This is a genomic window from Novosphingobium decolorationis (genome assembly GCF_018417475.1).
GTDB lineage: Bacteria > Pseudomonadota > Alphaproteobacteria > Sphingomonadales > Sphingomonadaceae > Novosphingobium > Novosphingobium decolorationis.
The window spans coordinates 3,881,932-3,897,063 of record NZ_CP054856.1 but is presented as its reverse complement, the minus strand read 5'-3'; the positions used below and the strand labels follow the sequence as shown (position 1 = coordinate 3,897,063).

12 protein-coding genes are annotated in these 15,132 nt (G+C 65.7%); 4 read left to right on the top strand and 8 right to left on the bottom strand.

Features of this window, described 5'->3' with window-relative positions; translation table 11 throughout:
• Nucleotides 1-3 precede the first annotated feature (3 nt).
• Both HT578_RS18020 and HT578_RS18015 read right to left on the bottom strand, forming a co-directional pair.
• A complete protein-coding gene (locus HT578_RS18020; protein WP_213500955.1) occupies nt 4-573 on the bottom strand; it encodes a MauE/DoxX family redox-associated membrane protein in 570 nt (189 codons plus the stop codon).
• The gene (locus HT578_RS18015; protein WP_213500954.1) at nt 570-1,727 is read right to left on the bottom strand and encodes an amine dehydrogenase large subunit; all 1,158 of its coding nucleotides are present in this window, start codon (nt 1,725-1,727) and stop codon (nt 570-572) included. The genes HT578_RS18020 and HT578_RS18015 overlap by 4 nt, the downstream gene beginning before the upstream one ends.
• A gap of 197 nt (nt 1,728-1,924) precedes the next feature.
• On the opposite strand from HT578_RS18015, the gene HT578_RS18010 reads away from it, so the two are divergent.
• From HT578_RS18010 to HT578_RS17995, 4 genes are all read left to right on the top strand, one after another.
• Entirely contained in the window at nt 1,925-2,470 is a 546-nt protein-coding gene (locus HT578_RS18010; protein ID WP_039388413.1) for a cupin domain-containing protein, read from the top strand.
• Nucleotides 2,471-2,645: 175 nt separating this feature from the next.
• Entirely contained in the window at nt 2,646-3,947 is a 1,302-nt protein-coding gene (gene aptA / locus HT578_RS18005; RefSeq protein WP_239026344.1) for an omega-aminotransferase AptA, read from the top strand.
• A gap of 127 nt (nt 3,948-4,074) precedes the next feature.
• Nucleotides 4,075-6,264: a TonB-dependent receptor gene (locus tag HT578_RS18000; protein WP_213500953.1), complete on the top strand. Its 2,190-nt coding sequence runs from the start codon at nt 4,075-4,077 to the stop codon at nt 6,262-6,264.
• 212 nt (nt 6,265-6,476) lie between these two features.
• The gene (locus tag HT578_RS17995) at nt 6,477-7,715 is read left to right on the top strand and encodes a dicarboxylate/amino acid:cation symporter (RefSeq protein ID WP_213500952.1); all 1,239 of its coding nucleotides are present in this window, start codon (nt 6,477-6,479) and stop codon (nt 7,713-7,715) included.
• Nucleotides 7,716-8,126: 411 nt separating this feature from the next.
• Here the strand turns inward: HT578_RS17995 and HT578_RS17990 are convergent, their stop codons facing one another.
• The 6 genes from HT578_RS17990 to HT578_RS17965 form a co-directional block, all read right to left on the bottom strand.
• Nucleotides 8,127-9,158 carry an IS110 family RNA-guided transposase gene (locus HT578_RS17990; protein WP_009823918.1) on the bottom strand — a complete coding sequence of 344 codons (1,032 nt, stop codon included), beginning with the start codon at nt 9,156-9,158 and terminating at the stop codon, nt 8,127-8,129.
• A gap of 144 nt (nt 9,159-9,302) precedes the next feature.
• Nucleotides 9,303-9,650: a RidA family protein gene (locus HT578_RS17985; RefSeq protein WP_213500951.1), complete on the bottom strand. Its 348-nt coding sequence runs from the start codon at nt 9,648-9,650 to the stop codon at nt 9,303-9,305.
• Nucleotides 9,651-9,666: 16 nt separating this feature from the next.
• Nucleotides 9,667-10,959, bottom strand: coding sequence for an FAD-dependent oxidoreductase (locus HT578_RS17980; protein WP_213500950.1), 1,293 nt, complete (start codon nt 10,957-10,959; stop codon nt 9,667-9,669).
• A gap of 43 nt (nt 10,960-11,002) precedes the next feature.
• Nucleotides 11,003-12,616 (bottom strand): N-acyl-D-amino-acid deacylase family protein, encoded by a 1,614-nt coding sequence (locus HT578_RS17975; RefSeq protein ID WP_213500949.1) that lies wholly within the window; start codon nt 12,614-12,616, stop codon nt 11,003-11,005.
• Nucleotides 12,613-14,025 (bottom strand): serine hydrolase domain-containing protein, encoded by a 1,413-nt coding sequence (locus tag HT578_RS17970; RefSeq protein ID WP_239026343.1) that lies wholly within the window; start codon nt 14,023-14,025, stop codon nt 12,613-12,615. Before HT578_RS17970 ends, HT578_RS17975 begins: the two co-directional genes overlap by 4 nt.
• A 115-nt stretch (nt 14,026-14,140) precedes the next feature.
• On the bottom strand, nt 14,141-15,055 hold the full coding sequence (locus HT578_RS17965; RefSeq protein WP_213500948.1) for a LysR family transcriptional regulator: 915 nt from the start codon (nt 15,053-15,055) through the stop codon (nt 14,141-14,143).
• Nucleotides 15,056-15,132 lie beyond the last annotated feature (77 nt).

Below are 15,132 nucleotides of genomic sequence, written 5' to 3'. Positions count from 1 at the left end.
CGGTCAGCCTCCGGCTTGGGGGCGGGCGCGCCGAGCCGGCAGCGCCCAGAAGATTTCGAGAATGTGGAGCAGCACCGCGCCCAGCATACCGGCCGTAAGAGCCACGAGGAGCGCAAGCCCCTGCGCCATGGAGGCAGGCGCGAGCCCGCCAATCCCGGCCGAGCCGATCAGAAGCACCGCCCAGACAAAGTTGCGCACGACCATGCCGGCGCGTAGCGGCTGGCGCAGTTCATCGCCCCGGCAGCCGCAGTCGATATGCGCACGCCCGCGGCTGATGTTGATGGCGATGGCCGCGGCAAAGAGCGTGAGCAGCAGCGCCGCACTGAAGGCCGCCAGCGAGGCCGTCAGCGGCACCAGAAGCGCCGCGGCGAGCGCCAGTTCAAGCCAGGGAAGCAGCCCTGCCACCACGCCCACCAGAGGGCGCGGGAGCAGCTTGTAGTTGGCGACCACGCCTGCGAAGGCCGAGCGGTTGCGCAGCTTGGGAAGCACAGCGCCTACGAGAAGCAGCGCGGTCCCGAAGCGCAGGGCCCCTGCCCCGGTGGCAAGGAGAAGGCCGGTGTCGAGCACGCTCATGGCATCGGGGTGACCGGCACGACCGATCCCACGTTGCTGACCGAGGTCTTCTCGCTGCGATCGAGCGCATTGAGGACTTCCAGGCCGCCATCCTCGGTGACGAGGTAGAGCAAGGGCTCAGCATCCTGGCTGACCTCAACCGAGGTCACCGGGGTCTTGAGCGGCACGCGCTCCACGACCTCGCGTTTGGTCAGATCGACGACCCAGAGCTGTGTCCCCTTTTCCTTCTGCGTCCAGTGCTCACCCGGGTGCATCAGCACGAAGAGGAGATTGCTCGCGTGATGCCAGGCGGAAACCACGCTGCCCCCGGGACGCCAGGCCAACTGCAGGTCGTCGGGGCGCGCCAGTTCGAGCCCCGCGGCCTCCTGGATCGGCCAGGCCGCCACTTCCTTCGCGTCCTCAAGCGACACCTCGTGGATGACACCTGTGTAGGACAGGAACACCCCCTTGCCCGCCTTGGGATCGATCGCGGCTTCCTCGAAGAGCGGATCGTTCTCCGCATCGAAGAACGCGGCCGAGCGCTTGAGTTCGAGCGCCTTGGCCGTATCGACCGAGCCGATCGAACCGTCGCCACAGATGACTGCGAAGCCGGTCCTTCCCCAGGCCATCGCATGGGCGCAGCCGGGCGTATCGACCACCTGCACATCTCCGCTTGCAAGGTCCACCACGTTGACCGAGGCGGAAGGATCGAAGTTGTACATGTAGGCGCGCGCGCCGTCGGTGCTGATCGAGAAGTTGGTGCGGCGCGGAACCATGAAGACCCGGCCCGGCAGGGTGATCTCTTCCTGAAGGTTGAGCGTCCGGCCGTCATAGACACTGATCATGTCCTGGCGCGTACCGCGGTTGCCCTTGGTCCAGATCGTCTCGGCCACGTAGATGCGGGACTGGTCGGGCGCATAGGCGATGTTGGCGAGGCCGCCGAGCGATACGGTGCCCAGGAGCTTGCCGTCCTCGCCGTCGCGGATCTGCGCGCCGCCCGAACCGAAGCCGCCCGCCAGCACCAGCCGGTGCGGCCCGGGCGCGCCCATGACCGCCACGTCGCTGACTTCCTCTTCGAGCGGCGGCGGCAACGGACCTTGCGCAGCCATGGCCGCGCCCGGCAGTGCAAGCACCAGAAGGGCCGATGCAAGGCGAAGTGATGTCTTGATGTGCATGAAACCCCCGTTCCTGCGAATGCCATGAGTACACATCGAAGGCGGTCTGGTCACAAGACTGTTTTTTGCACTGCAACCAATATGAAATATTGATCATCCTCAAACCGTCACATAGGCTTGTCCCATTCCAGACAAAACGACTGGGGCCGCACCAGAACAGATAAGGCCAGTGCCCCTGGAACAGGGAGTTACCTTACATGAAGGACGAAGTAGGCGTGCGCCTGCGCGCCGTGCGCGAGCGCAAGGACATCAGCCAGAGAGCCCTGGCCAAACTGGCCGGCGTACCCAGCAGCACGATCTCGCTGATCGAGGGCGGCCGCACCAACCCCTCGGTCGGATCGCTCAAGCGCATCCTCGATGCAATCGGCATGACGCTCGGCGAATTCTTCAACCTCGACGTCACCGAGGATCGCAGCATATTCTTCAAAAGAAATGACCTTTCAGAGATCGGACGCGGCGGCGTGAGCTATCGCCAGGTGGGCCAGAGCGGCAGTTCCTCGATCCAGATGCTCTACGAAACCTACCAGCCGGGCTCGGAAAGCGGGCGGGTGATGCTCACCCATGAAGGCGAGGAAGCGGGCGTCATCATCTCGGGTAAACTGGAAGTGACGGTCGATGACGAAACCCGCGTTCTGCAGGTGGGCGATGCCTATCTCTTCTCCAGCCAGTTGCCCCATCGCTTCCGCAATACCGGCAAGGAACCGTGCATCGTGGTGAGCGCCTGCACCCCGCCCAGCTTCTAGAAGAAAAGAGGCAGGCGTGATGCAACTCGCTCAATATGCTGATCGCCAAATTGCAGAAAAGTCTATTTTGCGGTGCATTGCCGCATGTTTTTTGCAACGCAAGAAATAGACTTGTCGCACGGCCGCAATTGCCATCACTCTGTCATCAATTGCTCAAGCATAGGATGCCAGTTCTGTGGACGACCTCGCGAATTTCTGGATGCCCTTCACCGACAACCGCGGCTTCAAGGCGATGCCGCGGCTACTCGCCTCGGCCAGCGGCTGCCACTATCGCGATACGAAGGGCAACGAGATTCTCGATGGCACCTCGGGCCTGTGGTGCGTCAATGCCGGGCACGCCCGTGGCCCGATTATCGCGGCCATCCGCGAACAGGCCGAGGAGCTCGACTTTGCGCCGACCTTCCAGCTCGGCCACCCCAAGGTGTTCCAGCTCGCACAGCGGCTGGAGACGATCTTTCCCAAGGGGATCAATCGCTTTTTCTTCGGAAACTCGGGCTCGGAGGCTGGCGATACGGCACTGAAGATCGCCTACGCCTACCATGAGGCCCGCGGCGAACCGGCGCGCAAGCGCATCATCGGGCGCCAGCGCGGCTACCACGGCGTAGGCTTTGGCGGCATTTCGGTGGGCGGCCTGCCCAACAACGCGCGCGGCTTTCCGCTGCTGCCGGGCTTCAGTCACCTCTCGGCCACGCTCGACATCGCGAACAACGCCTTCACACGTGGCCAGCCAGACACCGGCGCGGACCTTGCCGACGAGCTGCTCGACTTCATCAAGGAGTACGGCGCCGAGACCATCGCGGCGGTCATGGTCGAGCCGATGTCGGGCTCGGCCGGGGTCCTCGTCCCGCCCAAAGGCTATCTCGAACGCCTGCGCGCGATCACGCAGGAGCACGGCATCCTCCTTATCTTCGACGAGGTGATCACCGGCTTCGGGCGGCTGGGCGCAGCTACGGCCTCGCAGCGCTTCGGTGTCACGCCCGACATCATCACCACCGCCAAGGGCCTTACCAACGGGGCGGTCCCGATGGGCTGCACCGCCGTGCGCCAGGACATCTACGAGGCGGTCACCCAGTCCGCGGCTCCGGGGATCGAGTTCTTCCACGGCTACACCTATTCGGGCCACCCGCTGGCCGCCGCCGCCGCGCTTGCCTCGCTCGATGTCTACGAGGGTGAAGGGCTGTTCGAGCGCGCCGCCTCGCTCGAAGGCATCTTCGAGGACATCTTCCACGCCCTCGCCAATGCGCGCCACGTCATCGACGTGCGCAACCTGGGGATGGTGGCCGGGATCGAGCTGGCCCCGCGCGAGGGCGCACCCGGCGCGCGCGCGATGGAACTGTTCCACGCCTGCTTCGATGCCGGTGTCCTGATCCGGGTCACAGGCGACATCGTCGCGCTGTCGCCGCCGCTCATCGCCACGCCCGATCACTTCGAACAGATCGCGGTCACCATCGCCGACACGCTGGCGAAAATTCACTGATACGAGAACGAAAACAGCACTATGGCGTCCGACCGCGAGACAGAGGGTTGCGGTCGAAGGCCCTTGGGAGAGGCCTGAAACGGGGGGGAAACGCAATCATGCGTTCACCAAATACAAGGGAGCTGACATGAAGACGTATTTGGGTCGGACGGCAATCGGCGCGATCGTGGCTGCCACGCTCTGCGCGCCCGCCTATGCACAGGTATCCGAGAACGGGGATGGAAGCATCGTCGTGACCGCGCAGCGGCGCGAACAGAATGCGCAGGACGTGGGCATCGCGCTCAGCGTCATCGGCAGCGATGAACTGGAGCAGCGCGGCGTCACCAACGTCAACCAGCTGCAGGACGCGACGCCCAGCCTCGAGATCGAGCCCGCCTTCGGCGGCGGCGCGGCGCAGTTTCGCCTGCGCGGCGTGGGCTTCCAGGACTACGCCTCGAACAACTCGCCCACCGTCGGCGTCTACGTCAACGAAGTGGCCTACCCGGTGCCGGTGATGACGCAGGGGCTCATCTTCGACGTCGCGCGGGTCGAGGTTCTGCGCGGGCCGCAGGGCACGCTCTACGGACGCAACACGACGGGCGGCGCGGTCAACTTCACCACCAACAAGCCGACCGACCACTTCACCGCGGGCGGCATGGTCGAATATGGCCGCTTCGATGCGGTGCGCGGCGAGGCCTACGTCTCGGGTCCGATCACGGAGGGCATCAACCTGCGCGTCTCGGGCGCGACGCAGCAGGGCGGCGCCTACCAGTACAACCGCGACACGGGCGAAGAGATCGGCGATGCCAACCGCTGGGCAGGCCGCGCCCTGCTCGCCATCGAACCTGTGGGCAGTGGCTTTTCGGGCCTGCTCGATTTCCACTACGGGCGCGACACATCCGAGGCCACCGGTCTCTACCTCCTCAACGACCTGCCCACGCAGGCCGGCGCAGGGCCGGTCATTCCGGCCGACACCGACCGCTTCGCGACCGGCTGGGGCCTCTCCCCGCAGCTGCTGGCCGACACCGAACTCTCGGTCGGCGACGTGCCCGGCGTCAACAACGAGACCTGGGGCGCTTCGGCAAATCTGTCCTATGACTTCGGCTCTGTCACACTGACCAGTGTCACCGCCTACGACTGGCTCCACCGCGAACAGTTCGCCGACTGGGATAGCTCGGCGTCGGTCGAGGCGGACACCTTCTTCGGCAGCGATGTCGATGTCTTTGCCCAGGAAGTCCGCCTCAGCAATTCGCAGCCCGGTCCGCTGACCTGGGTGGTGGGCGCCTACTATTCGCAGCAGAACCTCGACGAGCGCTACTACTCCGATTTCGTCGATGTCTATGGCACCTACGCCCGCGTGAACTATGCGCAGAAGGTGGAATCGATCAGCGGCTTCGGCCAGCTCGAATACGCCTTTTCGCCGCGTTTCAAGGCCATTGCCGGGCTTCGTTACGAGTATGAAAAGCGCCAGCTCCAGGGCTTTGGCTCCGCCTTTGGTGGCGCGCAGGCCCTGCCGCCGACCGACGTGTCCACCTCGATGAAGCCGCTGACCGGCAAGCTCGCGTTCGAATTCACGCCGAGTGACGACCTCCTGCTCTACGCCTCGGCTAGCAAGGGCACCAAGTCGGGCGGCTTCACCACCTACAACACCGGCAACGAGAGCGGCATCGAGCCCTTTGCGCCTGAAACGCTCTACGCCTACGAAGTCGGCTTCAAGGCCAACCCCTCGCGCACCTTCCAGATCAACGGCTCGTTCTTCTACTACGACTACCGCGACCAGCAGGTGCTCTCGGCGGTCTGGGGCGACAACGGCGCGGTCGGGCGCTTTGCCAACGCGCCCAAGTCGAGCATCTGGGGTACCGAACTCGAAGTGGTCGTGACCCCCGCCGAAGGCGTCACCGTCACGCAGTACGTGGGCTACAAGAAGGGACGCTACCTCGAGTTCTTCGATCTCGACGTGCCCGCTTCGAACCTAGTGGGCGAAGCCGTCTACACCGACCGCGCACACACCGACATCCCCTTCCCCAACCTCTCGCTGGGCGGGTCGATGCGCTACGCGATCCCGATGGGCGACTACACGTTGACGCCATCCGCGACGTACTCCTTCCGCGACGAATACCCCTCGTGGCTGGGTGAGACCTTCGACATCGCGGCCTACTTCGTGGTCAACGCCGAACTGCAGCTGGCGCCCACCAACGGGCCCTGGACGCTCAGCCTGTGGGGCCGCAACATCTTCAACGAGAAGTACGACCTCACCCGCAACTACTTCACCAGCGCGGACATCGCCCAGCCCGCGCGTCCGGTCAGTTACGGCCTGCGCTTCAGCATCGACTACTGATCCGCACCCTTCCGCCGTCCCGACCCCAGGCCCCGCATGTCCGATCCGACATGCGGGGCCTGTTGCGTCCAGGTATCTTCGCTCCACGCGCAGAAAGGCGTTGATAGACATGGGTTATGGGCTGCCCAAGTCTTGGCAGCGCAGGCTTGGCCGCCTTCTGGTATCCCCCTCGCTCCCCCCCCTTCTGCAGACCGACAAGGACGCCCCGCCCGATGCTGAAAGCCTGGTTCACGACCCCGCTCTGGAAACGCGTCCTTGCCGCCCTTGTCCTGGGCATTCTGGCCGGCCTTGCGCTGGGCGAGCAGGCGAACGCGATCCGCTGGATCGGCGATCTTTTCATCCGTGCGATCAAGATGCTGGTGGTGCCGCTCATCTTCTTCTCGCTGGTCTCGGGGATCACCGCGGTGGGTGACATCGGGCGCCTGGGCAAGGTCGGCGGGCGGGCGCTCCTCCTCTTCATGGGCACCGCGCTGATCTCGGTGTCACTGGGCATGGGGCTCGCCACGCTGGCCCAGCCGGGCGAGGGGCTCTCCATTGCCCTTCCCGCCGGCAGTGCCGTACCCGAAGCGCCCGACCAGTCGCTCATCGCGATGATCGTGGGGCTCGTGCCGGAGAATCCGATCATGGCCATGGCGCAGGGCTCGATCCTGCCCGTCATCGTCTTCTCCGTGCTGTTCGGTATGGCCATTCTCGTCTCGGGCGAAGAGGGCAAGCCGCTCGCCAAGGCGATGAACGCGGGCTCGGTCGTCATGCAGAACATGACCATCTTCGTGATGGAACTGACGCCTCTGGGCGTCTTCGCGCTGATCGCCTGGGTCGCGGGGACGTTCGGGTTCGAAGCGCTGGTGCCGCTCTCCAAGCTGGTCGGGCTCAACTACCTGGGCTGTGCAATCATCCTGGGCATCGTCTACCCGCTGATCCTCAAGGGCATCGCGCGCCTGCCAGTGCGCGATTTCTACCGCGGCATCATCGATGCGCAGGCCGTCGCCTTCTCGACCGCCTCCTCCAACGCCGCGCTTCCCGTCACGCTGCGCTGCGTCGAGCGGAACCTGGGCGTTTCCAACTCCATCGCCAGCTTCACCGTGGCACTGGGCGCAACGATCAACATGAACGGCACCGCGATGTACCTGGGCGTCATCGCGCTGTTCGGCGCGCAGGCCTACGGCATCGAGCTGAGCTGGTTCTCCTACGTAATGATCGCCCTCACCTCGACGCTCGGCGCGATCGGCGCGGCGGGTGTGCCGGGCTCTGGCCTCGTGATGATGAGCCTTGTCCTTGCCTCCATCGGCGTGCCGCTGGAGACCATCGCCTTTGTCGCTGGGATCAACCACCTGCTCGACATGGCGCGCACGATGACGAACGTCACCGGCGATGCCACCGTCGCAGTGGCAGTCGGCCGCATGGCGGGCGAGATCGACGTCGAGGAGTATATCTCGGCCGACGACGTCTGAAGCAGAAAAGCAGGCGAACAAGGGGTCATCCCCCCTTGCCCCAAAACCGGGTGCCATCACCTTCTTCGACCAAGGTTGCGCACGCAGGGTGAGGTCGACAGTTCGGGGAGCCCGAGGGCAATGACCCTCGGATTCTCTCTCCTTCCCCCCTTCAAAAAACGTATGGCCCGCCCCGTTTGCAAGCATGATTTTGAGGTGATCTGATCAGTCTGCGTCAACGTATACGGTCTCACGAGCAAGCCCGTGGCCAAGATGGAGATCCGCGCATCTGGAGCCGCAATAAAGACGTCGGCAGCAAGTGCCATTTTTTTGACCGGGCTTTCCAGATGCTGGTCGACTGTCAGGCCATCTTTCCAATCCTTCCTGCAAACAACGTTGGCCTATGCCCAGATGAGCATCAGGCCGATCGGTTCAAACGGCGACGGGGTAGCTGCGTTCGAAGGTTGCGCCCTTGCGCAAAGCGGCCCAGGCGATCCGCGCCAGCTTATTGGCCAGGGCGACCACGGCAGCATTGCGGTGAACACCTCGTTCCAGCATCGCTTTGAGCCATCGCCCGAGCGGTGTGTCACTTCGAGAGATCGAGGGCAGGCTGGCCCTGGCACCATGGATCAGCAGGGTTCGCAAGTAGGTGTTGCCGCGTTTCGAGATGCCCAGCAGTCGTGGTTTGCCTCCGGTGGTATGCTGGCGTGGGACAAGACCAAGCCATGCCCCCAGATCTCGGGCCTTGGCGAAGCTACCGGCATTGCCGACCGCTGCGATCAGCGCGGTGGCGTTGAGCACCCCGATTCCGGGGATGGATGTCAGACGCCGGGCGGCGGCATCATTGCGGGCAAGTTCAACAAACTCGGCGTTCAGGCTCTCGATTTTCTCGTCGAGGTGTCGCCATTCTGTACGAAGATCGCCGATGAGCCGGCGAATTCGAGGGGACAACCCTGCCTCCCCCTGAAGGAGCAAAGCATCAACACCGAGTTCCAGCTTGCGGCGACCAACCGGAAAAATCGTGCCGCGCTCCAGCATGATGGCGCGCAACTGGTTGATCAGGCTCCTGCGCTCAGCCACCAAACGGGACCGGACGCGGTGAAGGGTCTGGATATCTAACTGATCCTGGCTTTTGAGTTCTACGAAGCGCATCGTCGGGCGTGATGCTGCCTCAGCGATGCCTTCGGCATCCCGGTCGTCATTTTTCTGCGCTTTCACGTAAGGGCGAACGTATTCCGGTGACATCAGCCGGATCTCGTGCCCATGACCGGCGAAGAGACGGCCCATATGATGAGCGCCGCAACACGCCTCCATCGCTACAATGCATGCTGGTAGCTTCGAGACGTAATCGATCAATGTTTGTCGGCGCATCGACCGGCGCAGGACAACCGCCCCGGTCGCATCCACACCGACGATGCTGCAAGCGTTCTTGCCCAGATCAACGCCAAGGATCACAATAGACATCGGTCCGTTCCTTTCCCTTCTCAAGCACCGGCATCATACCCGCTGCCGGGGAAAAGGGGCGGGCCATCCTATAAAGAGGCGCTGCATCCCCGTGGACGCAGCGCCTCTTCTTCTATGACCTGCCCGGTCTGGGGGTGGGTGGGGTCACGCCAGGCAGGCCACCGCCTCGATCTCGACATCCCCGGCAACAAGGCCGCTGATGACGGTGGATCGGGCGGGAAAGGGTTCGCCGAAGACCTCACGGTAAACCGCGTTGAAGCCGGCCATGTGCGCCGCATCGGTCAGCCAGGCGGTCACCTTGACGACCTGGCCGAGCCGCGCGCCTGCCTCCGCGAGCACGGCCTCCAGGTTCGCCAGCGCCTGGCGCGTCTGGACGGTGATGTCACCGGGCACGATTGCGCCATCGTCGCCGCGCGGCAGTTGGCCCGAGGTGAAGACGAGATCACCCGCGCGGCGAAAGCGGCTGAGCGGGGGACGGGTCGGCGTGGTCATGGGATAAGTCCTTCTTTCACTGTGTCTCGCGGGTTGCGGCCAGAACCTGCCCGGCAACGCGTTCGCCGCAGCCCGCCGCGAAGGTCCAGCCGAGCATGCCGTGCCCGATATTGAGGAAGATCCGCTCGCCCGCGCGCCGCACCTCGGGCACGCTGTCCGGGCGCATTGGGCGCAGGCCTGCCCAGCCCTGTCCCGCCTCGTCGTAGCGCGCGGCCTGGGGGAGACCCGCGCGCGCGCCCTCGACCAGCGCCCGCAACCGCGCCGGATCGACCGCCGCATCGTGCACGCCGAGTTCGGCCAACCCGGCAATCCGCATGGTCTCACCAAGGCGGCAGAACACGATCTTGCGCGCCGTATCTGTCAGGCTGACGTGCGGAGCATGGGCACCGAGCGGGGCTGTAAAACTGTACCCTTTCATCGGCTGGATCGCCGCGCGAATGCCGAGCGAGGAAAGATAGTCGGGCGCATCGATGCCCAGACACACCACCATGCGCCGCGCCCGGATGGTTCGTGGCGAGCCCCTGGCGGGGATCGCCACGCCGTCTGCCGAAACCAGCGGCGCGCCGGCGGCAAAATTGAACTGCGCAGCGACGCCGTATTCGCGCGTCAGCACCTCCAGCAGTCCACGGCAGAAGAGATAGGGATCCCCCACTTCCTCCTCCGGCGTCCAGAGCGCGCCAACGAAGTCCCCCGCCTCGGCGAGCGCAGGTTCGATCTCGCGCGCCTGCGCAGCCCCCACGACATGCTGTTCAAAACCCGCCTCGCGCTTCATGTGCGACACCTCTTCGGCCCGCGCCAGCGCCGCGCCGTCCCGGAACAGGTGCATCTTGCCCGGACGCGCGTGATTGAAGGCAAAGGGATGGCGCGCGCGCAGATCCGCCAGGGCGACCTGCGATTCCACGCCCAGTTCCAGCGCTGCCCAGGTCTGCCGGGAAAATCGCGCCGCGGTGCAGTTGCGCAGGAATGCAAGGCCCCAGCGCAGGAATTCGGGATCCAGCGAGGGCCGCACGCGAAACGCGGGGTCAAGCCCGGCCAGCATACCCGGCAGCTTGCGCCAGAGCGAAGGCTGCGCCAGCGCGTCGGTATAGGCAAAGCTGAGCTGCGCGCCGTTGGCAAAGGAGGTTCCCCGCCCCGGCTCGCCTGCACGCTCGACCAAGGCCACGCGAAGTCCGCGCCGCGCCAGCGCGTAGGCCGTGCACAGCCCCACGACGCCCGCGCCGAGCACGGCCACATCGACCGGAGCGTCCTCTTGCGGCGCCTTCGCAGAGCGCGCGCGCGGCTCTCCCTTCGCGGATCGCGAATGGTCCATCTCGTCCTCGTCCTATCGTGTCGACCCCAGCGAGGGGCGTGGCTCAGGCCGGGCAGCTACCCGGTGGCGGCGTGTGGCGAAGGGCCCTGCCCGCCGCGCGTCCTGTAGGCTTTCCCTCGCGGATCGCCTGCTGGCCGTTCACGAAAAGCGCATCCACACCTACCGTCAGTTCGCGCGGCGATACGTACGTCGCGACCGGCCGGTAACCGTCCGGATCGAAGACCACGACATCGGCCTTGTACCCGGCCTTGAGGTGCCCCCGGTCGGCGAGGCCGGACATGTCGGCGGTCCGGCCCGTGCTTGAATTGATGAACGTGGCGAGGTCGATCACGTGCTCGGCCTTGACGTACTTGGCGTATTTCTGCGGGAAGTTCGCGTACATGCGCGGGTGGCCTTCCGAGCCGTCCGAACTGGTGACGACCCAGGGCTGGCGCATGAAGGCGGCAATGTCGCGTTCGGCCATGTTGAAGGAGACAAGCTTGCCCGAGCGGTCCCCGTCACGGATGATGCGGATCGCGGCGTCGAGCGGGTCGATCTCCCAGCGTGCAGCGATCTCATCCAGACGCATCGCGGTCCACTCGTGGCCGGGATGGGTGAGCAGCAGCGCGTGCGGGCCGCCGCGGCGGCGCATGTTCTCGGTCATCTCTGCCTTGATCCGCTCGCGCGTTGCCGGGTCGTCAAGGCGCTTCAGGAGCGCTACGCGCCCGCCGTCCTGCGCCCAGCCCGGCAGGAGCGAAGCCTGAAGGCTCGTGCCCGAAGCCTCCCACGGGTACTGGTCAGCGGTCACGTCCTGCCCCTGCGCGCGCGCCTTCTCGATCTGCGCGATGATCGCGCCGGAAGTCCCGTGAACGTCGACGCCCAGCACCTTGATGTGAGCGAAGTGGACCGGCAGGCCCGCCTCGCGCCCGATGGTGATCGCCTCTTCCACCGACTTTTCGATGCCGATGGTGTAGGTGGCCTCGTCGCGCTGGTGGGTGTCGTAGACCCCCCCGCGCTTTGCCGCCTCGCGGGCCAGCGCGGTCACTTCCCCGGTCTTCGAGAAGCTTTGCGGCGCATAGAACAGCCCCGTCGAAAGGCCGAGCGCACCCTCGCACATGCCCTTGGCGACGAGCGCCTGCATGCGTTCCAGTTCCTCGCCTGTGGGCGCGCGCGCATCGTTGTCCAGCACCGCGCGGCGCACCGGCCCGAAGCCGACGTAAGCCGCGACATTGGTGCCGAACGTGCGCGCCTCGACATCGTCGAGAAAGGCCTTCACCTCGCTCGTCCCGCCCCCGTCGACGCCTGTGAAGATCGTCGTCACGCCCTGCATCAGCCAGGGCAGGTTGAGACGCCCCTCGCCCCCCGCACTCTCCAGGAAGCGCTGGGCGTGGGTGTGCGGATCAATGAAGCCGGGCGCCACGATCTTGCCCGTGGCATCGACCACACGGGCGCCTTCGGGCACCGCACGCGCCGGACCGACATAGACGATGGCATCGCCGCGCAGCACGACGTCTCCGGTCACAGGCGACATCGAGGCGCCATCGTAGATCGTCCCGCCCCGGATCACGGTCAGGGTGCCATCCGGCTCGTGCCCTTCCCCATGAACGGCAAGCGGCGCGAGAATGGCGGCACCTGCCAGCAGGCCGAGCGTGGCTTTACGCAGCGAGAGTGTCTTCATCGCGTCTTCCTTTCATCGCCGCGCAGCAGCACAAGTTCGCCCGAATGTCCCCGGCTGAGGGTCAGGCGCGCCGGATCCCGGGTCGGTGCAAGCCGCATCGAACCTGCATGGAACGCGCCGTCATCCTGGGATGCAAAATGCAGCACGCGCGGGCTCTCCACCAGCGGCGAGGCGATGGTGACGGCAAGGCCCTTCCCCTCGCGCGCCAGCGTGTAGTCGGCGTTCAGTTCCTCTGAATGATAAGTTCCCGATGCGGGCATCTCGGGCATGCCGGGGCGGCGCACAGCTACCGCGTCCAGCGCCTTTTCCAGCGTCGCGCTCGCCTTCCAGTCGCCCCGGTTGCACAGGAGCGCAAAGGACTGCCCGCGGTCGGGGAGGCGCAGATAGGCGTGCTTGAAAGCCTGCGCCGAGCCGCCATGCGTAACGATCCGCTCGCCGCCCTTGCGCCCGATATGCAGGCCCCCGCCATAGGCCAGCCCCTTGCCATCATCGAGGACCTGGCCATCGGCCAGCCGACCCGGCGCCAGGAGAATCTCGGCGACTGCGGGTGTCCAGACAGAACCGCCTTGCGCGACTTCGCGCTCCCACGCGGCCAAGTCGGCCATCGAAAGCATCAGCCCGCCCGACCCCGAAAAGCGCGGGAAGGTATCGCGCGCGACGAAGTGCTCGCCCTCAGGCAGATACCCGTGCGCAAAGGTGCCCTCCACAGGGTTCGCGTTGTCGAGAAAGTAGGCATTGGGCATGCCGGCCGGGCGGAAAATGGCCGCGTTCGCATAGTCGGCAAAGGACTGTCCCGAGACGCGCGCGACGATCTCGGCAAGGAGCAGGTAGCCCCCGTTCGAATAGCTGTAGGCGCTTCCGGGCGTGAAGGCCGTATCCTGCTGGCGGAAGAGCAGGTCGAGCGCCTGCGCGCGGCTTGCCTTGCCGACGTCCTCCATGCCCGCGAGGCGCAGCAGCGCGAGGAAGTCCCGGATGCCCGAGGTGTGGTGCATCAGCATGCCCACGCTTACCGGACGCGCATAGGCCGGCAGTTCGGGCAGATACCGGCGCACGTCATCCTCCAGCGCCAGCTTGCCCTGCACCACCAGCGTAGCGGCGGCGAGCGCGGTGAACTGCTTGCTGAGCGAAGCGCCATAAAAGAGCGTGTCGGCATCGAGCGGGCGGTGCGCGGAAAGATCGGCCTCCCCCTGCGCGACAAGGCGCACCATGCGCCCCTTCTCGAAGGCCCCGAACACGCACCCCGGCTGCGCGCGCCCTTCCGCCTCGGCTCCCCCCGAAAGGACAGCCCGGATCGCGGCCTCCCCCTGCGGCTCGACCGCCGCGCCATCTGCTCCCAGCAGCGCCAGCGCCCCGCAGGTCACGTAGGCCAGCGCGGCAAAGCGGGAACGGGGCGAACGAAAGGCAGTCACATCAACACCTTAATTACAGGCAGGGCAAAGCGGATCTGGCGAGGGCACGCCGATGGTGTGCCGCCTCTATGCGGCCAAGGCAATGTCGGCTTCTTGGTCGGGGCATAACCGATGTCTATAAGGCAACACCCACGGGGACGGCCTCCATCGCCTCGGCCATGACCGCGCGCATTTCTTCCACGAAGAGCTCGATCAGGGCCAGAGCCGGGGGATCCTCCAGCGTGATCGCGTTGATCGGCGCGCGCACATCGGGGGCCAGCGCATGGAAGGTGAGGTCCGGCGCGCTGAGGGCCGCGGCGGTATAGGCGTCGGTCACCGTCACCCCTTGCCCTTCACGAACGAGGGCAAGCGCGGTGTAGTAGGTGTGCGAGGTCACGATCTCGTTGGGCACGATCTCGAGCCGGGTCAGCTCGTTGACGAAGAGATCGGCGAGCGGGCCACTGTCGCGAAGGCCAATGAAGTCGCGCCCGTCGAGCACTTCCATTGCCACCGGCGCCGCGTCTCCCGCCAGCTCCCCCTTGGGCGCAACCACGACAAGTGCCGCATTTCCAACGGGAACCTGACGCAAGGGGACCTGCCGCACCACCCGATAGCCGATGGCAACGTCGCACTCGCGCTCGAACAGGCTGCGCTCCACTTCGCGGCTGTGGAGTGTGGTGATCTCGAAGGTCACGTCCGGATTCGTGCGGCGCAGGCGCGCCACCGCGCGCGGTGCGACGACAAGGCCGAGCGAGGGCAGTACCGCGACCCGCAGGTGCCCACCCTTGCGCGCGCCGATGTTGCGCGCCGCGCGCGACAAGCGCCCCAGTCGGCTGTAGACCTCGGCCACTTCGGCAAAGAGTTCGTGCGCCGCCTCGGTCGCCACAAGACGCCCCCGGGTCCTCTGGAAGAGCTCATAGCCAAGCTGGTCCTCGGCATGGCGCAGGACCTTGCTGACAGACGGCTGGGAGACATTGAGTGCGCGCGCTGCCTCGCTGATCGAGCCCTGCTCGTAGACCGCGTGGAAGATCTCGATGTGGCGCAAGCGCATGGCCGCCCTCCTTTTCCTGCCAACCGCGCCCCTTATAGACAACGGTTATACCCCAAGGAAAAGCCATCATTGGACCA